The sequence below is a fragment of the Maricaulis sp. genome, assembly GCF_030149425.1.
Lineage (GTDB): Bacteria > Pseudomonadota > Alphaproteobacteria > Caulobacterales > Maricaulaceae > Maricaulis.
The window spans coordinates 41044-58388 of the sequence record NZ_JASBRQ010000053.1; the positions used below are offsets into that span (position 1 = coordinate 41044).

A 17345-nucleotide genomic window follows, 5' to 3' on the forward strand; every position below is an offset into this window, starting at 1 on the left:
CGAGCCCGCGCTTCGCGCAGTCCCGCCTGTCCGGTCTAGGCAAAGGCAGGGCTCGCCGGGAGGCTGCTGCATGATGTCTGAACTGCAATCTCGCTGTCACGCTCAGGCCGGGTTCGCCCCGGCAGATTTCCGCGGTCAAACACCGCGGGGGTGGGCGTTTGCGCGGTTGCAGTCCGGGCAGACCCGTGTTCCCGCTTTGCATCGGGGACAGATATGAAAATCAGCCAATTCCTGCTGGCCGGCGTGAGTGCGCTGGGCCTGAGTTCCATTGCCTTCGCCCAAGAGACCGCTATGGCCGAGTGCGACGGCAGCTATCCGCTCGCCACCGCGAGCAATCCGGCATCGCTGGGCTGGACGGCAGAGGAACTCGCCGGTCTCGAAGCGCTCGCCAATGAGCTGCAATCCACCGCCATGATGGTGGTGCAGGGCGGCGAGGTCGTTTTCAGCCATGGCGAGACCGAGCGGCTGATCATGGTCCACTCGCTGCGCAAATCTCTAATGAGTGCGCTGATCGGTTTTGCCGTCGATCAGGGCGCGCTCGATCTTGATGCCACGCTGGCCGATCTGGGTATTGATGATCTGCCTGGCCTGACCGAGCAGGAGCGCGCCGCCACGGTGCGCGATGTCATCATGTCCCGCTCCGGGGTTTATATCCCCTCGGCAGCCGAGACCCCGCAAATGCGCGAAAGCCGCCCGGAGCGCGGCCAATACGCGCCGGGTGAGCACTGGTATTACAATAACTGGGACTTCAACGTCGCCGGTCATATTTTCGAGCGCGTCACCAACCGCAATTACAATACCGTGTTCGACGATCTCTTTGCGCAGACGCTGTGCATGCCCGATTTCGACGTGTCCGAGACCTATCGCCAGCACGCGCCCGGTACGATGTTTACCGCCTATCACATGCGGACCTCGGCCCGGGACATGGCCCTGTTTGGCCAGCTCTTCCTGCAGAACGGTCAATGGAATGGCCAAGCCATCCTGTCGGAAGACTGGGTCAGCGAAAGCACGCAAACCACCTCGCAAACCGGTTGGCCGGGCCCGTGGATGGGCGGCTATGGCTATATGTGGTGGCGCCCGGCCGATGATGCCGTGGCCGAGGAAAACGGCCTTCCGGCCGATATGTATACCGGCGCCGGTTATGGCGGCCAGTATGTCACCGTGGTTCCGTCACTGGACCTGGTGATTGTGAACCGTATGAATACTGACATCCCCGACGGCCCGCGCATGGGCGGCCGGGATTACACACGCGTCCTCCAGACGATCACGGCCGCTGCCGCGATCGAATAGCTGAGAGGGCTCTTTTAGGAGCTGATTATGCCGGTCGAAATCCTGATGCCCGCGCTCTCGCCGACCATGGAAGAGGGCACGCTTGCAAAGTGGAATATCAAGGAAGGCGACACCGTTGAAAGCGGTGACGTGATTGCCGAGATCGAGACCGACAAGGCGACGATGGAAGTCGAGGCGGTCGACGAGGGCAAGGTCGGCAAGATCCTCGTCGCCGAGGGGACGGAGGGCGTGAAGGTCAATGCGCTGATCGCGCTCCTGCTCGAAGACGGCGAGGATGCCTCGGCGCTGGACGCTCCGGCACCCAAGGCGGACAGCAAGCCCGCCGCAAGCGCACCGGCTGCGAGCGAAAAGCCCGTCGCATCCGCGCCGAAAGCAGACGCCAAACCCGCGCAAAGCGCACCGAAATCGGACGCTGACCGGGTGTTGTCCTCACCCCTGGCGCGCCGGATCGCCGCCGATAACAAGCTCGATTTGTCCGCCCTGGAAGGCTCCGGCCCGCGCGGCCGCATTATCAAGCGTGACGTGGAAGCCGCACTCAGCGCACCGAAAGCCGCCCCGGCACCCGCACCATCCGCACCGAAAGCCGCCCCGACGCCCGCAGCGAGCGCGCCGGCTGCCGCAGCCAGTGCTCCGGCCGACATGGGTGACGATCCCTTGGCAAAATTCGGTATTTCTTCAGACCGTTACCGCCTGATCAACGCCGACAATGTGACCAAGATCTCGGCCAAGCGTCTGACCGAAAGCTTCCGCGATATTCCGCATTTCCCGCTCAATATGGATCTGGAAATCGACGCGCTGATGGCCTTCCGCAAACAGGTCAATGAACGCGCCGCCGCGGATGGCGACAAGGTCTCGGTCAATGACATCCTGATCAAGGCCTCCGGACTGGCCCTGCGCAAGGTGCCCGAAGCCAATGCTTCCTGGGTCGGTGATGGCCGGATTGCCCGTCACAAGGTCGCCGACGTCTCCGTTGCAGTGGCCATTGAAGGTGGCCTGATCACCCCGATCGTGCGCGGCGCCGGCGGCAAGGGGCTGGTGCAAATTTCCCGTGATATGAAAGACTTGGCAGCCCGTGCCCGGGACCGCAAGCTGAAGCCGGAGGAGTTCCAGGGCGGATCCTTCTCGATCTCCAATCTCGGCATGTTCGGGATCAAAAGCTTCTCCTCCATCATCAACCCGCCTCAGGGCATGATCCTGTCTGTCGGTGCGGGTGAGAAACGTCCGGTGGTCAAGGATGATGCGCTGGCCATCGCGACGGTGATGAGCGTCACCCTGACCTGTGATCACCGGGTGGTCGACGGCGCGACCGGTGCGCGCTGGCTGGCCGCGTTCAAGGGCTTTGTCGAAGACCCGATGACCATGCTGATGTGATCACTCAGCCGGGCTTGTCCTCAGTGGCGGGTTTCACTCTATAGTGCACGAACGGAGGATGAGATGACCGTCAAAACGATTTCCCTGGTGGAAAAACACGCCCTGTTTTCCGAGCCTTGGTCACCCAAGCGTATCGCCACGGTTGATGATTACGAGATCAAGCTGGCCAAGGCGTCGGGGGCGTTTGACTGGCACAAGCATGATGAGGAAGACGAGCTTTTTGTCATCATCAAAGGCATCTTGCACATCGAAATCGAAGGCCAGGACACAATCGTGCTCGGGCCGGGTGAAATGTGCGTGATCCCGAAAGGTGTACGTCATCGCCCCGTGGCGGGCACGGAGGTGGTCGATCTCTTGTTGATGGAAAAACGCGGTGTGACCAATACCGGCGATAACCCCGACAGCGATCTGACCCAGGTGATCGAGGACCTCTAGCGGGCCGCCTGTAGCGATAAACGGCCCGCCCGAAGACTTCGGCGTTCGTCAAAGATTGAAATGCTTCAGGGCATTACGGGCAATCTCTTCGCCCCACTCCTGGACGAAATGCCCGCCGTCGGCCACTTCCATGGGGTCCGGGCAATTGCGGATAAGCCGGCGCAGGGCCTGCATGGCCGGCGGACCAAGAACCGGGTCCTGCATGCCGATGGCCATGAAGCTCTCGCCGTTCCAGTCGTCTTTCCAGAACTTCGCTGCGGCAAGACCGGTATCGACCCCCTCCATGTCCGGATCCGTCTGAACCAGTGCTGGAAAGCGCCGCACCCCGGCCTTGTATTCCGGCCCGGGGAAGGGCGCGTCATAGGCGGCAATCTCCGCCTCGGTCAGGATCGGGGTCGAACGTTTCATTAGCTCGCCGACATTGAAGTCGGGCGTGTTGGCGACATAGTCGCGCCAGGCATTGAAACCCTCGCCGGCCGGACGGCCAGTGCCGATGGCGGTATTCATGACCAGCAGTCGGGTGAAGCGATCCGGATAGTCCATCGGCAGGGTCAGGCCGAGAAGACCACCCCAATCCTGGCAGACCAGGCAGACATCTTCGAGCTTCATCCGCTCGAGGAAGGCTTTGAGCATGTTGCGGTGGAAATGAAAGCTGTAGTCGGCATCGGCGACCGGTTTGTCGGAGCGGCCGAAACCGAAAAAGTCCGGCGCGACCACGCGGGCCCCGGCTTCGAGAAAGACCGGGATCATCTTGCGATAGAGGAAGGCCCAGCTCGGCTCGCCATGCAGGCACAGGAAGACAGGTGCACCGGATTTCGGTCCTTCATCGACATAATGCATGCGCATGCCCTCATAACCGGGCAGGTCGTCGATATAATTGGGTTCGTAGGGCCAGTCGGGCAGATCGGCAAACCGGTCATCCGGGGTGCGGACAATGTCGAGCGTCATGGTCATGGGAGCCTCCCTTTATCATTTGGCCAACACCCTAAGCGGCGGATCTGGGGGGAGACAAATATAATTGGTGATCCGGGCTCGCATCGCGGCTATGCGCCAATACCGACCGGACCGATCCAGCCCGTTCTATCTATCACTCTGCATTCGAAACTAAATTCGAGATCTTCGCTTCCGGCGGCATTGATCAAGTGGTGCGGCACTGCTATCGAGCAATAAGAGTTAGCGCTATACTTCGTATGTAAAGAAAGGCTCCGGCATGGCGGGTACCAGCTTCGACGTGATTATTATCGGCGGCGGTCCGGGTGGTTATGTGGCAGCCATTCGCGCAGCCCAGCTCGGTCTCAAGACGGCAGTTGTCGAGCGCGAGCATCTCGGCGGCATCTGCCTGAACTGGGGCTGTATCCCGACCAAGGCGCTGTTGCGGACGTCGGAAGTCTATCACCTGATGCACAATGCCAAGGATTTCGGCCTGTCTGCAGAGAAGATCAGCTTCGACATTGAAGCGGTGGTCAAGCGCTCGCGCGGTGTGGCCGGCCGGCTGTCCGGCGGTGTTGCCATGCTGTTGAAGAAAAACAAGGTCACCGTGATCGACGGGGAGGCCAAGCTGGCCAAGACGGCAGGAACGCCGGACGTGCTGGTGGGCAAGGAACGCTATAAGGCCAAGCATGTCATCATCGCCACCGGTGCGCGGGCCCGCACCGTACCGGCTGCCGGGCTTGAGCCTGATGGCGACAAGATATGGACCTATAAAGAAGCGATGACGCCGAAGACCATGCCGAAATCGCTTCTGGTCATCGGCTCTGGCGCAATCGGGATCGAGTTTGCCAGCTTCTACAAAACCATGGGCGCGGATGTGACCGTGGTGGAGATGATGGATCGCGTCTTGCCGGTTGAAGACGCCGAGATTTCCAAGTTCGCAGCCAAGGCTTTCACCAAGCAGGGCATGAAGCTGATGACGTCGGCCCAGGTGGAAAAACTGGTCAAGGAAGCCGGCGGGGTCAAAGTCCATGTCAAGGACGCCAAGGGCAAGGTCCAGGTCGTCGAAGTGGAGAAGGTCATCCTCGCCATCGGCATTCAGGGCAATACCGAAGGGCTTGGCCTGGAGGCTGTCGGAGTGAAAACCGACCGGGGCCATATCATCAATGATGGTTTCGGACGCACCAATGTGCCCGGCGTCTACGCGATCGGCGACGTAGCGGGTCCGCCCTGGCTGGCGCACAAGGCCAGCCATGAAGGCGTCGTCTGTGTCGAGAAGATCGCCGGTGAGGCGGTTCACCCGTTCGAGACAGGCAATATCCCGGGCTGTACCTATTGCCACCCCCAGGTCGCCTCCGTCGGCCTGACCGAGGCCAAGGCCAAGGAAGCCGGTCATGAGGTCAAGGTCGGGCGGTTCTCCTTCGTCGGCAATGGCAAGGCCATCGCACTTGGCGATGACCAGGGCCTGGTCAAAACCGTGTTTGACGCCAAGACCGGTGAATTGCTCGGGGCGCACATGGTCGGGGCCGAAGTGACCGAGATGATCCAGGGCTATGTCGTTGCGCGGCAGCTGGAGACGACGGAAGAGGACCTTATGCACACGGTCTTCCCGCACCCGACCCTGTCGGAAATGATGCATGAGAGCGTGCTGGACGCCTATGGCAAGGTTATCCATATGTAAGCCTGCAGTCTAAGCAGGACCAATTCATGGATGACGCGGCCGGTCCCAGGCATATTTTCTTCGCTGCAGTGCTTGTGGGCGCTGTGCTGGCTTTGATGGCGGGTGCCTATAACCTCGGCTAAGCAATTGGAAAAGAACGCGCTTTGGCGGAGAAAGCGGCGGACGTAGCCGCTAGATCCGAGCGCTCGGAATAACCCTGCTCGCAAAGGGGGGAATTATGCCGATACGTTCCCTGCATCCGATTCCCCGAGCGTGTGCATCATAAGCTCAAGATACGCGCATCAGGCGCATCGGGAGCGAAAAATGCATAAGCTGATCTTGGTCGCCACGACCGCACTGGCCGTTTCGGCCTGTACCTATTCCCACCATGGTTCCGGCGATGATCGCTCGATCGAAGGCGCCGGCCTTGTGGCCTCGCGCAATGTCGATATCGCCGGCGATGCCGAGTTCGCGGGCATGATTGTGCGCGTCAATGGTGATGTCGGGCGTAACCTGTCCATGGCCGGGGCCACGGTGCGGTCCGATGCCAAGGTCGGCGGTGATCTGGAAGCGGCGGCCGCACGCTTGCGCTTTACCGGCGAAGTTGATGGGGATGCCGAGCTTGCCGGTGCCTCAATCGATATCGATGCGACCTTCCACAACAACGTCTCCATGGCCGGTGCCAAGATCGAACTGGACGGCCTTATCGAAGGCGAGCTCGAGATCTTCGGCCATAATGTCGAACTCAAGGGTGATGTCATGGGGCCGGTGGAGATGATCGGCGAGGGCGATGAAGGCAATGGCAGCCTGGTGCTCTCTGGCCGTTTCATGTCCGGCGGTACCTTCTGCGCCAGCGAGATCGAGATCAAGCGCAGCGCCGAGTTCAGCGGTGATTTCGTCTTCGCCGCTGATGCAGAGCCGGCCAATCTCCCGGCCAGTGCCGTGTTCGAAGCGCTGGACGGCCGCGAATGCGACCGTATCGATCTCTAATCGGCCGAGATCAGGAACAAAAAAGGCCCGGCGCAAACCGCCGGGCCTTTCTCGTTTTAGGCTTGGAATTACTGGGCAGGTTCCGGCTGAGCCGGCGCGGCTGGCGCCGCCATGGCTTCCTCTGCGGTGCGCTGAACCCGTCCATAATCGGTTTTGCCGGTGCCGAGCACCGGGACCTCATCGACAACGATGATTTTCTTCGGGATCGCCAGCTCGGTGACGCCATGGTTCTTGGCGAAAGACACGAGGCTGGCCCGGTCAGCGTCTTTCTGTGTGGTCAACAAAATGATCTGCTCGCCCTTGCGCTTGTCTGGCAGAGCCGCTGCCGCATGCATGCTGTCCGGCCAGAGCGAGTTGGCGCAGTTTTCAACCACAGCCAATGAGACCATTTCCCCGCCCAGCTTGGCGAAGCGTTTGACGCGGCCACGGATCCGCAGGAAGCCATCCTTGTCGATGCTGACGATATCACCCGTGTCGTGCCAGCCTTCCATCGGCGCTTCCAGCACCAGAGGGGCGGACGGGCGGATATAGCCCTTCATGATGTTGGGTCCGCGGATGTGAAGCTGACCGCCATCATCAATACCGTTGACGCTGACCAGCTTGGCCTGGCAGCCCGGAAGCAGCTGGCCGACCGTACCCGGCTTGTTATTCTCCGGCTGATTGACCGCAAGAACAGGAGCCGCCTCGGTCAGCCCGTAGCCTTCGACAATCTCAAGACTGAAATTGCGCTTCAGCGCGGTTCGCGTTTCGTCTTTCACGCGCTCAGCGCCACAGACCGCCATGCGCAGGGATTTGAGATCTTCCTGATCCGCGGCGCGGGCGTACTGATTGATGAAGGTGTCCGTAGCAAACAGGATAGTGGAACCCGTTTCCGCGACACGCTTGACGATCGTCTTCGCCTGCAGCGGGGTTGGATGACAAACCGCCGGTATGCCCAGATTAAGCGGCAGCAGGACGCCGCCTGTCAGGCCAAAACAGTGGAAGGTCGGCATCGGGTTGAAAACCACGTCATCCGGGAAGAGCTGGATATGGTCCCGGACCTGTTCGACATTGGCGAGCAGGTTGGCATGGGACAGCACAACGCCTTTCGGCTCGCCTTCGGTGCCCGATGTGAAAAGATAGACTGCGGCGTCATCCGGGGATGGCCAGGCACGGACCGCCCAGGGTGCGACCATGCCGATGGCAGCCGCCACCTTGTCCATCGTCGACAGATTCTCGCGCACATCCTCCAGGTAGATCATCTCATGATCGCGCGCGAGCTCGGCTTCCAGGTCGTGTAGCTCACCCAGCTCGATGAAACGACGAGCGGTCACAATGCGTTTGCACTGGCTTGCTTTACAGGCCGATTTCAATGCCCGGTCACCGGCGGTGAAGTTCAACATGGCCGGGACGCGGCCATATGCCGAGATCGCGAAGAAGGAGATGATGGCGCCAACGCCCGTCGGCAGCAGGATGGCTACCGCTTCGCCGGGTTCCGTCCCTGCTTTCAGGGCGTGGCCGAGCGCATAGGATGCTTTGACCAGGTCATTATAGCTGAGCTCGCGGCCATCAGCGTCGATCGCGGCGATCTTCTTGCCGCCATATCGGCCCTTTGAATGCAGCAATGCCTGAAAGACTGATTTACGAATCCGTCCTTCGTTAAAGTTCGCGCCGGTATAGATGGTATCGGCGAGGCCGGCCGGTTCCGGAGCAGTTTCCGGTGCCGGATCGGCGGCTGTTTGATCAGCCATATATGTCCTCCCACTTGCGCCGATTCGTTGTGGCGCATTGTTTTTCTGCCGTGGATATTACTCCGCCGGGGCGGGTAGGGAAGTCCTGATACCATTCGCAAGGCGCTGTATCCGCGCGCGATTTCTCGTAAAACAAGAATAATTTATCGATAAACAAAAAATCGCTTGATATCGTTTTTCGATAATGTATGGTCCGCATGAACGCTGGGGAGCGTCATAGACCTTGCCGCAAGGGTTGCGGGCGGGGCTGATACGGGAGTTTGGGACATGCGCAAGGCATGGCTTCTGGCAGGCGTCATGACGGCGTCGCTGGCAACATCGGGCTGCGTTGTCGTGGTTGGCGATGATGGTGACGGCAAGAGCTGGTCTAACCACAGTTACAGCGAAGGATTTCAGGTCCTTGACCGCAATGGCGACTACAGCCGGATCGGTGGGGACATCAATCTTCGCGGTCGTATCGGCGGCGATCTCAGCCTGATCAGCGGCGATGTTGACGCCGACGAGCTCGAGGTTGGCGGCGATGTCTCTATCGCGGCGGGTGATGTTGATTTCACCGGCTCAGTCGATGGCGAAGTTTCCATCGCAGGCGGTGATGTGAACTGGCTTGGCTCTGCGGGTGGTGAATTTGCCATCGCGGCCGGTGAGTTGACCGTTCGCGGTGATATCGGTGGCGAAGCGGCGATGGCCGCAGCCAATATGCATCTCGACGCGGATTTTGCCGACGAGGTCGTTGCCCAGGCGGACGAAATGCTGGTCGAGGGCCGCATTGCCGGTCCGGTCCGCTTGGTTGCAGCTGACGAAATTCGACGCCGCCGGATGGATGATCCCGATCATGGCCTGATCGAAATTGCCGCGGATCTTCAGCGCGGCGGTGAGATTTGTGCCCGGACTGTCGTCTTCGAACCGGGTGCGCGACTTGGCGACACGCTGCAGGTCTGGGCGGAAACCGAACCGACTTTGCCGTCGAGCATTGATAGCCGTCTGGTCGATTTCGAATATCGCGACGACCGCGACTGCGACACCATTCTCGACTAGTCGATATCCACAATAAGGAACCTGACCGCCGGGGGGCGCAGGGAGTAAAAATCATGGATTTCAAAAAGCTTATCATGGCCGGGGGGCTGGCCTTAGCTGTTCTTACCGGGGCTGCCCAGGCGCAGATCATCGGCGGCGACGTGGTCGTCGATGGCAGTCGTGACGATGTCATTTTCCTCGGTGGTGAGATGCAGGTCTCCGGCACCGTTGAAGGTGATGTGTTCGGCATGGCGGGCGATGCCCGGATTGATGCCAATGTCACCGGCGACGTCCAATTCTTCGGCGGTGACCTGACCCTTGCGGGTACGGTGGCCGGCGAAGTCGACGCGGCAGCGGGCGATATCAGCATTTCCGCCGATGTCGGAAATGACGTCAACGCGGCGGCCGGCGATGTGACGGTCACCGGTAATGTCTCCGGCGACCTGAACGCGGCGGGTGGCTCCGTTGATGTGCATGGCTCTGTCAGCGGTGAAACCCATCTTGCCGGCGGCCATGTCCTGCTCGCTCCGGACAGCCAGTATGCCGGTTCCGTCGAGATTATCGGCGGCCTGATCGAATTTGAGGGCGTTGCCCGCGATCGCGTTGAAATCGAAGCGGAAGAGGTCGTACTGGCCGGCCGTTTCGAAGGTGATGTCGAAATTCTCGCAGAGCAGGTTCGCATTGCGCCGAGTGCTGTGGTCACCGGCACGTTGCAAATCGAAGGCCCGACCGAGCCGCTGGTAGAAGCCGGGTCCAGTGTTGCTGTGCTCGACTACACCCAGCGAGACTTTGATTTCGAAAAGGAAAACCTCGACGAGTTCGACGTCGACTTCGATTTCGATGGCCCGCTCAATTTCGCCATCGGTGTCGGGGAAAACATTCCTGCAGCCTTCCTGGCGACCGCTTTCGTTATCGGTCTCCTGATTGCCCTGATGTCGCCGAAGGGTCTGCGCGGCATGACGTCGGCCTTCCGTCGCCGTCCGGTTTCTGCGCTCTTCCTTGGTGCCATTGGCATCCCGATGGTCTTCCTGATCATCCTGGTGGTGATTGTCTTGCTGATGGCGACGGTTATCGGCATCCCGCTGGCGATCCTGCTGCTGGTGATGCTGCCCTTCATCTATATCGGCTTCATGGCGATTGGCGGTTTCGCGATCGGGGACCTGATCTTCAACCGCAATTATCCCAATGCCGGTCTCGGCCTGGCCCTGCGTGCGGCGTCGCTGCTGGTGGTCCTAGTCGCGGTCTATGTGCTCGGCTTTGCACCGGGACTGGGCGTGCTGATCGGTACGATTGTGCTGGCTATCGGTATCGGGTCCTGGCTGTTGTCCTTCGGGCGGCATCCCGATGGCCGTGACGACCGCCAAGACGAGCCTGCCGAGGCCCCGCGCAAGGATCCCGCACCGGCAGATGACGGCGCGGTTACAGAAAGCGAAGGGTGACCCCAGGAAAAGTAGGCGTTACATAGTCCCCGGAACAGAAAGTCCGCGTCTGCGGCACCGAAGGGGACACATGCGTAAGCTTACCGTTATTGCACTGGCTGCAGCCGTCGCGACGCTCAATGTCGCGGCGGCTCAGCCTATTCGTCAGACAACAAATGACTGGCGTGATGCGTTTCGCCAGCTTGAGGACGAAGATTGGCCGACACCGAACCGTGAACGCCGGGCCACCGGCGCTCCCGGGCCGGATTACTGGCAGCAGGACGTCGATTACGACATCGATATCCACCTCAATGAGCGCACCAAGGTCCTGACCGGGACTGCGACAGTCACCTACACCAATAACGCGCCGGACGAGCTCGACTTTCTCTGGTTCCTGCTCGATCAAAACCGCTTCCGCGATGATTCGATCGCGGTCATGACCGAAACCGTTGGCGGCGGCGGACGGGCGGCTTCGCGCGTTGGCGGATCCATGCCGGAAGGCATGTCAGCCTATTCGGTGCGTCGCCGCGACCGCCTCGAAAATGACGGTTACGGGTTCAATATTACGGCCGTCACCGATGCCGCCGGGGCCGACATGGACCACACCATTGTCGACACGCTGATGCGGATCGATCTCGATGACACCCTGCAAACCGGCGACAGCGTAACCTTTACCATTGAGTGGAATTACCGCCTGATCGAGACCCAGGTGGTCGGTGGCCGGGCCGGTTGGGAATGTTTTGAGGAAACCGGTGATACCGGCGGCGATTGTATCTACCAGATCGCTCAGTGGTTCCCGCGCGCGGCCGTGTTCTCCGATTATGAAGGCTGGCACAACAAGGCCTTCCTGGGCCGCGGTGAATTCGGTCTCGAGTTCGGCGATTACAATGTTTCCATCACCGTGCCGCAGGACTTCATCGTCTCGGCAACGGGTGTGCTGCAGAACCCCGAAGACGTGCTGACGCAGTCCCAGCGTCAACGGCTGGACGAGGCGCGCACCGCTGATGAGCCGGTGTTCATCGTAACCCCGTCCGAGGCCCGCGCCAATGAACGCCGCGGAACCCGCTCGGAAGCCACCTGGGAGTTTTTCGCAGAGAACGTCCGCGATTATGCCTGGGCTGGGTCGCGTAAATTCATCTGGGATGCGGTCGGCGTGGAACAGGACGGTGAGGGCGAGGCGCCCGATCTCGTCATGGCCATGTCTTTCTATCCCAATGAAAGCGAGCCGCTCTGGTCAAGCTTCTCGACCCGGGCGGTTGAGCACACGCTCGACGTCTATAATTCCTTTGCCTTCCCGTATCCCTATCCCGTGGCGCAATCGATCGCCGGGCCGCAGGGCGGGATGGAATACCCGATGATCACCTTCAATGGCGGCACCTATGGCCGGCCGGTTGAGGATGAAGACGGCAATCTGTCCTACTCGCTACGCGCCAAGCGGGGCCTGATCGGCGTTATTATCCACGAGATCGGGCATATCTATTTCCCGATGATCGTGAACTCTGATGAGCGCCAATGGACCTGGATGGATGAGGGGCTGAACTCCTTCCTGCAGTTCGAGGCGGAACGGCTCTGGGAGGAGGATTTCCCGGTCCGCCGTGGTGATCCGCATACGATTACGTCCTACATGGTCTCGCGTAATCAGATGCCGATCATGACGCAGTCGGATTCCATCCTCCAGTTCGGCCCCAATGCCTACTCCAAGCCGACGATCGCGCTGGTGATCCTGCGCGAAACCGTCCTCGGTCGCGAATTGTTCGACGAGGCCTTCCGCACCTATGCCCGCCGCTGGCGGTTCAAGCGGCCGACGCCCTATGATTTCTTCCGCACTATGGAAGAGGTTTCCGGCGTGGATCTGGACTGGTTCTGGCGCGGCTGGTTCTACTCGACCGATCATGTCGATATCTCTATCGACCGGGTGATCGAGGGAACGCTGGACACCCAAAACCCGGCAATCGAAAACGCGCTCGACGCGCAGGTCGAGGCCCAACGCGCTGAGAGCCTGACCCAGGTGCGCAATCGCGAGAACGGTCTTTCGACCTACGCCGATAGCAATCCGGAAGTGATCGAATTCTACTCGCGCACGGATCGCCATGCGGTCACCAATCGCCAAAGCGAGGCCTATGAGCGGTTCCGCGACGGGCTGGAAGCCTATGAGGAAGAGATCATCGATCGCGGCGATCGCTTCTACTATGTCGACCTGTCCAATCAGGGCGGGGTGGTGATGCCGGTCATCCTGGAATTCACCTTCGCTAATGGCGAGACCGATCTGGTGCGTATTCCGGCCGAAATCTGGCGCTATAACCCGGTCAATGCGACCTGGGTCTATCGCACCCAGCGCGAGGTCGTATCTGTCGAGCTGGATCCGCTCTGGGAAACCGCGGATGCGGATCGTACGGACAATTACTATCCGCCGCGGATCGAGCCGACGCGTCTGGAAATGTACCGCTCGTCGTCCAACTCCTCGACCATGATGGATGACATGGATCGTCGCGTGACCCGTGACGACATCCAGGACCGTCCGGAATAGGGCCGCCATGAGTCTGAAAGCCAACATTATGGGCGCATTTATCGCCGGGGTAGTCGTCATGACCGCCCCGGCGTTCGCGCACAAAGTCCACGCAGGTGCCACCGAGATCAGCCTCAATGCGCGCACCGGCGAGATGGAGATCGTCCATCGCATCTTTGCCGATGATCTTATGGTCGCTATCGGCCGGGACGAGGCTGATGCGGAGGATGTGTTGCGCGAAGCTGGCGGGCTGGACGCGGTCCGTGATTATGCCCTCGCCAATTTCCGGCTTGGAGACCCGAGCGGGCTTTTGTACGACCTTGACTATGTCGGGGCGGAGATTGATGGCGAGTTTGCCTGGATCTATTTCGTCTCCGCGGCGCCGCAGGATGAAACGGGGTTTACCGTCGATAACGACCTTCTTGCCGATGTCCTCGACGATCAGGTGATGATGACGAATTTCCGCTTCAACTCCCGGGTCCGCACCGCCATGCAGGGCGAGGGGCGGCGCGAACCCGTGCGGGTCAGCTTTGCGGACTAGTCCGCAAAGTGCTGGTTGATCCAGTCCGAAACCAGCGCGAGGGCAGCGGGGTCGAATGTGGTTTCGATCAGGGCGTATTCGGCCAACGCACCCGTTTCAGCCGGCTGGAACATGTGGTTGAGACCCTCAAGCTCGAGGATGGTCGCATCGGGATTGCCGGCCAGACCCTCGCGCAGACCGGCCAGATTGGAGCCGGCCGGTACCTGGAGGTCCAGGCTCCCGATCACAGCCAGCACCGGCTGTTCGACCGTTTGCAGATAGGTGAGCGGGTCATGGCGGAGAAATTCGACATACCAGTCGCGGCCCATTTGGGAGAGCAGGACATGGCGCTGCGTTGTCGGCACGCCGAGGGCCGTCAGGTCATCGTCCGTGATCAGATCATCCAGTCGCGCCCGGGCATCGGCGCCATTCTCGGCATCCAGAAGTTCCGCCGTCACACGGCTCAGCGTTGCAACAGCCGCGTTGATGTCGGCCTCTGCCTGCCCGCCTGCACGCGCCATCAGCTCGGTCTGTTCGAGAATAATCTCCCGGCCGGACGTGCCCGGACCCGCGAGCAGAACCATGAAATCCGGAGCGTTCGGCGTCTGCGCCAGCATCGGCGCGATCAAACCGCCTTCGCTATGGCCGATAACCCCTGTGCTTGTCGCATCGATACCGGGTTGCTGCCGCAACCAGGACAGGGCGGCCTCGGCATCGCTGGCAAAATCTCTCGATGTTGCCGAGGCGAAATCCCCGGTCGATTCTGCGAAACCGCGGTCATCATAGCGCAGGACGGCAATCCCGTTGCGCGAGAGATGATCGGCCAGAACAGCAAAGGGCTTGTGTTCCCACACTGACTCGTCGCGGTCCTGGGGCCCCGAGCCCGAAATCAGGATAACGGCGGGGTGAGGGCCGTCGCCGTGCGGCAGGGTCAGGGTGCCCGCCAGGGTGACGCCGGCAGCAGCAGGGTTCTCGATTCTCACCTCTTCAATGGTGTAGGGATAGGGGGCTTGCGGTGTCTGCGGCCGATACGCATCGACAACTTCGCTGGACACGCGGGTGAAGACCAGTTCGACATCGGGAAAGCCCGGACGTGTCCAACTGCCTGTGAGTTGGGAGCCATCGGCTTCAAGCTGGGCGGAATAGGTCACCTGCGCGGCCGGTACCTGCAGCTGAACCGTGGAACCGGTCCGCGAGAGCGCGGTGACCGGAATGCCGTAGGCGGCCTGGTCGATACTGTCCAGCGTCGCTTGCGTGCCCTCGGTCCCGGTTTCGATGTTCAGCGCCAGGCGGAGGATCGTGCCCTCACGGTCTAGCGCCGCTTCCCAGCGGCCATCGAGCCCCTCAATCAGGGTCGCGGTTTGCGGTTGAGGCCGGGCAAAGTTCAAGGGCAGGGCCATGCCCTGAAAAAATTCCCCTTCATAGCGGTCATGATCGGCATTCCAGCGCCCCCTGTAGCGCGCTCCAATCGCTGCGATTTCGAACTCAAGCATCGTATCGTCGGCGACAATCGTGCTGACCGGGATTTTCTGACCCGGCGCCTGGTCGAGGCTTTCAAGGACCGCAGACTGGCTACCGTCTTCGGCGGTCGACACTGTCACCAGCAAGCGCAAGGTGCCGCCCGGGGTTTCGAGCGCGCCGAGCCAATCCCCGTCACCGGATTCGTCCCGGGCGAATGCATGTATCGGCGTGATCAAGAGGACCAAGAAGGCGAGGAGGAAGGTTCTGGCAGGGTGGTTGGGCATTTCATGCTCCTGAATTCGGGCAAGGGGAGGGCGTTCGCCCGCTTGGGGGCGTTTGATGGTCAAACGGGTCTGGGAGTGAAGAGGTCTAGTCTTTACGGCTTGCGCTCAGGCGCCGCAGCATGACCAGGCCGATCCCGCAGACAAGCACAGCCATGGCTGCGTAGAGGGCCCAATCAATCGGCGCGAAGGCCCAGATGGCGGCGTAGACCACTGCGGTGAGCATGAACATCCGGCCGGCAAACCGGTTGAAGGCCTGTTCGGACGCCCGATCGCAGCTGGTCGATTTGAGCGACACGCCCCGCTTGGGCACCAGGTTTCCGTAAGCGGCAAAGACCAATCCGAACACCACACCCATTGTGCGTTGTTCAAAATCGTCATTCATCTGAACCAGCTGAGAGGTATAGGCCGCGGTCATGGCCAAGGGGATTGCCAGCATCAGGCCGGCTGACGTGATGGCATTGCGAATAGAGGAAAGTTCCTCCATCGCCTCCTCGCTCACCGCGCCTCGAAATTTCAGACGTTCCACCAGCAGCCAGACGACCGGGAAGCCCGCGGCAACGGCGAGGAACAAGACGGCGGCATCAGGGTTCAGCCAAGCGCTCAGGCAGCCAAAGGTGATGACCAGCGCGGTCATGATCATGGGTGTGATGATTTGGGGGCGGTCAGGGTTCACTTCGTGTCCTCCTGTCTGTCTTGAGAGGGCGCTCCGATACCGAAGGCCTGGGCAAAGCCGAACAAGGCGTCTTCAAGGACGCTGAGGCGTATGCGGTAGATGACTTGCTTGCCCTGTTTGGTGGCATCGACGAGGCCGGCTTCCTTCAAGACCGCGAAATGCGCGGACATTGTGGGCTTGGACACATCGAACTGGGCCGAGATATCGCCGGCGCTCATCGGTTCTTCTCGCAAGAGCTCGAGAACACGGCGCCGGGTCGGGTCGGCAAGGGCTTTGAATACACTGCTCATGCTAAGACAATTAGCGAAACGTCGAATTGTTGTCAATAACAATTAGCCAAATATCTAATCGAACGATGGCCACCCAGTTTCCGGCCCCTCTTGGCCTTAACGGCGATCAGTGCCATCTAGGCAGGGATTTATGGGCTTCGATCGCCCAAGGACTGGGGACTTTATGGCCAGGCTCTTGCTTTATTATGCCCATCCCGGGCAGCAATTCTCTCACGTCAACTCGGCCATGTGGGCTGCGGCTCAGGAACTCGAGGGCATTACCCGCGTCGACCTTTATGCGGAAAACCCGCGGATGGATATTGATGTCGATCGGGAACAACGGCGGCTCATCGAGCATGATGTCATTCTCTTCCAATTCCCGCTGTTCTGGTATTCCACCCCGGCTTTGATCAAGGAGTGGCAGGACCTCGTGCTTGAACACGGCTTTGCCTATGGGGCCGGCGGCGACAAGCTGGCCGGCAAGACCTTGATGCTGGCATTGACTGCCGCGGGTCCGTCGGAGGCCTATTCCCATGACGGCTATCAGCGCTTCCCCTTGCGAACGTTTTTAACGCCGCTCGAGCAAACAGCCCATCTGTGCAAGATGCGGTTCGCGACGCCTTATGTCCTGCATTCCTCATTACGGGCGCCGGGCGAGGGTGAGGTGGAGCCGCATGCCCTGGGATATCTGAAAATGCTCGGCGCCATCCGCGATAACCGGTTTGACTTCGACAAGGCCGAAAGCCAGGACATTCTCACTCATGACACATTGCCGATCCGGGAGCTGATCTAAG

Annotated in this window: 15 protein-coding genes; 10 read left to right on the forward strand and 5 right to left on the reverse strand. The window is 60.5% G+C overall.

Going from position 1 to position 17345, the window contains the following annotated elements; all coding sequences use genetic code 11:
* Positions 1–213 precede the first annotated feature (213 nt).
* The 3 genes from Q1V57_RS08885 (at position 214) to Q1V57_RS08895 (ending at position 3096) form a co-directional block, all read left to right on the forward strand.
* Positions 214–1290, forward strand: coding sequence for a serine hydrolase (locus Q1V57_RS08885; RefSeq protein ID WP_300529774.1), 1077 nt, complete (start codon positions 214–216; stop codon positions 1288–1290).
* Positions 1291–1317: 27 nt separating this feature from the next.
* A complete protein-coding gene (locus Q1V57_RS08890; protein WP_300529775.1) occupies positions 1318–2661 on the forward strand; it encodes a pyruvate dehydrogenase complex dihydrolipoamide acetyltransferase in 1344 nt (447 codons plus the stop codon).
* A gap of 63 nt (positions 2662–2724) precedes the next feature.
* A complete protein-coding gene (locus Q1V57_RS08895) occupies positions 2725–3096 on the forward strand; it encodes a cupin domain-containing protein (protein WP_300529776.1) in 372 nt (123 codons plus the stop codon).
* Positions 3097–3144: 48 nt separating this feature from the next.
* Here Q1V57_RS08895 and Q1V57_RS08900 read toward each other — a convergent pair whose 3' ends face one another.
* A complete protein-coding gene (locus Q1V57_RS08900) occupies positions 3145–4044 on the reverse strand; it encodes a haloalkane dehalogenase (protein ID WP_366145120.1) in 900 nt (299 codons plus the stop codon).
* A 262-nt stretch (positions 4045–4306) separates the two neighbouring features.
* On the opposite strand from Q1V57_RS08900, the gene lpdA reads away from it, so the two are divergent.
* Together lpdA and Q1V57_RS08910 are read left to right on the forward strand one after the other, a co-directional pair.
* Positions 4307–5707 (forward strand): dihydrolipoyl dehydrogenase, encoded by a 1401-nt coding sequence (lpdA, locus tag Q1V57_RS08905; protein WP_300529779.1) that lies wholly within the window; start codon positions 4307–4309, stop codon positions 5705–5707.
* Between the two features lie 303 nt (positions 5708–6010).
* On the forward strand, positions 6011–6676 hold the full coding sequence (locus tag Q1V57_RS08910; RefSeq protein ID WP_300529781.1) for a hypothetical protein: 666 nt from the start codon (positions 6011–6013) through the stop codon (positions 6674–6676).
* Between the two features lie 68 nt (positions 6677–6744).
* Here Q1V57_RS08910 and Q1V57_RS08915 read toward each other — a convergent pair whose 3' ends face one another.
* On the reverse strand, positions 6745–8406 hold the full coding sequence (locus Q1V57_RS08915) for an AMP-binding protein (RefSeq protein ID WP_300529783.1): 1662 nt from the start codon (positions 8404–8406) through the stop codon (positions 6745–6747).
* A gap of 267 nt (positions 8407–8673) precedes the next feature.
* Here Q1V57_RS08915 and Q1V57_RS08920 point away from each other — a divergent pair, with 267 nt between their 5' ends.
* From Q1V57_RS08920 to Q1V57_RS08935, 4 genes are all read left to right on the forward strand, one after another.
* On the forward strand, positions 8674–9441 hold the full coding sequence (locus Q1V57_RS08920; RefSeq protein ID WP_300529785.1) for a hypothetical protein: 768 nt from the start codon (positions 8674–8676) through the stop codon (positions 9439–9441).
* 53 nt (positions 9442–9494) lie between these two features.
* The gene (locus tag Q1V57_RS08925; RefSeq protein ID WP_300529787.1) at positions 9495–10859 is read left to right on the forward strand and encodes a polymer-forming cytoskeletal protein; all 1365 of its coding nucleotides are present in this window, start codon (positions 9495–9497) and stop codon (positions 10857–10859) included.
* Between the two features lie 70 nt (positions 10860–10929).
* Complete coding sequence (locus Q1V57_RS08930) at positions 10930–13365, forward strand: M1 family metallopeptidase (protein ID WP_300529789.1); 2436 nt, start codon at positions 10930–10932, stop codon at positions 13363–13365.
* A gap of 7 nt (positions 13366–13372) precedes the next feature.
* Complete coding sequence (locus Q1V57_RS08935; RefSeq protein WP_300529790.1) at positions 13373–13885, forward strand: DUF6702 family protein; 513 nt, start codon at positions 13373–13375, stop codon at positions 13883–13885.
* On the opposite strand, the gene Q1V57_RS08940 is transcribed toward Q1V57_RS08935, so the two are convergent.
* The 3 genes from Q1V57_RS08940 to Q1V57_RS08950 all read right to left on the reverse strand — a co-directional run bounded on the left by Q1V57_RS08940 (position 13882) and on the right by Q1V57_RS08950 (position 16572).
* Positions 13882–15609 (reverse strand): alpha/beta fold hydrolase, encoded by a 1728-nt coding sequence (locus Q1V57_RS08940; protein ID WP_300529792.1) that lies wholly within the window; start codon positions 15607–15609, stop codon positions 13882–13884. The two genes, Q1V57_RS08935 and Q1V57_RS08940, sit on opposite strands and share 4 nt — an antisense overlap.
* 85 nt (positions 15610–15694) lie before the next feature.
* A complete protein-coding gene (locus tag Q1V57_RS08945; RefSeq protein ID WP_300529794.1) occupies positions 15695–16282 on the reverse strand; it encodes a hypothetical protein in 588 nt (195 codons plus the stop codon).
* A complete protein-coding gene (locus Q1V57_RS08950; RefSeq protein WP_300529796.1) occupies positions 16279–16572 on the reverse strand; it encodes an autorepressor SdpR family transcription factor in 294 nt (97 codons plus the stop codon). The genes Q1V57_RS08945 and Q1V57_RS08950 overlap by 4 nt, the downstream gene beginning before the upstream one ends.
* A 163-nt stretch (positions 16573–16735) precedes the next feature.
* Between Q1V57_RS08950 and Q1V57_RS08955 the strand changes: the two genes are divergently transcribed.
* Positions 16736–17344: an NAD(P)H-dependent oxidoreductase gene (locus Q1V57_RS08955; RefSeq protein ID WP_300529798.1), complete on the forward strand. Its 609-nt coding sequence runs from the start codon at positions 16736–16738 to the stop codon at positions 17342–17344.
* The last annotated feature ends 1 nt before the right edge of the window (position 17345 follow it).

What these genes read in the sequence shown, in the direction of transcription:
- Q1V57_RS08885 (WP_300529774.1), top strand. Translation starts at nt 214, where the DNA reads ATGAAAATCAGCCAATTCCTGCTGGCCGGCGTGAGTGCGCTGGGCCTG.
- Q1V57_RS08925 (WP_300529787.1), top strand. Translation starts at nt 9,495, where the DNA reads ATGGATTTCAAAAAGCTTATCATGGCCGGGGGGCTGGCCTTAGCTGTT.
- Q1V57_RS08950 (WP_300529796.1), bottom strand. Translation starts at nt 16,572, where the DNA reads ATGAGCAGTGTATTCAAAGCCCTTGCCGACCCGACCCGGCGCCGTGTT.
- Q1V57_RS08915 (WP_300529783.1), bottom strand. Translation starts at nt 8,406, where the DNA reads ATGGCTGATCAAACAGCCGCCGATCCGGCACCGGAAACTGCTCCGGAA.
- Q1V57_RS08935 (WP_300529790.1), top strand. Translation starts at nt 13,373, where the DNA reads ATGAGTCTGAAAGCCAACATTATGGGCGCATTTATCGCCGGGGTAGTC.
- Q1V57_RS08900 (WP_366145120.1), bottom strand. Translation starts at nt 4,044, where the DNA reads ATGACGCTCGACATTGTCCGCACCCCGGATGACCGGTTTGCCGATCTG.
- Q1V57_RS08940 (WP_300529792.1), bottom strand. Translation starts at nt 15,609, where the DNA reads ATGCCCAACCACCCTGCCAGAACCTTCCTCCTCGCCTTCTTGGTCCTC.
- lpdA (WP_300529779.1), top strand. Translation starts at nt 4,307, where the DNA reads ATGGCGGGTACCAGCTTCGACGTGATTATTATCGGCGGCGGTCCGGGT.
- Q1V57_RS08910 (WP_300529781.1), top strand. Translation starts at nt 6,011, where the DNA reads ATGCATAAGCTGATCTTGGTCGCCACGACCGCACTGGCCGTTTCGGCC.
- Q1V57_RS08955 (WP_300529798.1), top strand. Translation starts at nt 16,736, where the DNA reads ATGGCCAGGCTCTTGCTTTATTATGCCCATCCCGGGCAGCAATTCTCT.
- Q1V57_RS08930 (WP_300529789.1), top strand. Translation starts at nt 10,930, where the DNA reads ATGCGTAAGCTTACCGTTATTGCACTGGCTGCAGCCGTCGCGACGCTC.
- Q1V57_RS08895 (WP_300529776.1), top strand. Translation starts at nt 2,725, where the DNA reads ATGACCGTCAAAACGATTTCCCTGGTGGAAAAACACGCCCTGTTTTCC.
- Q1V57_RS08890 (WP_300529775.1), top strand. Translation starts at nt 1,318, where the DNA reads ATGCCGGTCGAAATCCTGATGCCCGCGCTCTCGCCGACCATGGAAGAG.
- Q1V57_RS08920 (WP_300529785.1), top strand. Translation starts at nt 8,674, where the DNA reads ATGCGCAAGGCATGGCTTCTGGCAGGCGTCATGACGGCGTCGCTGGCA.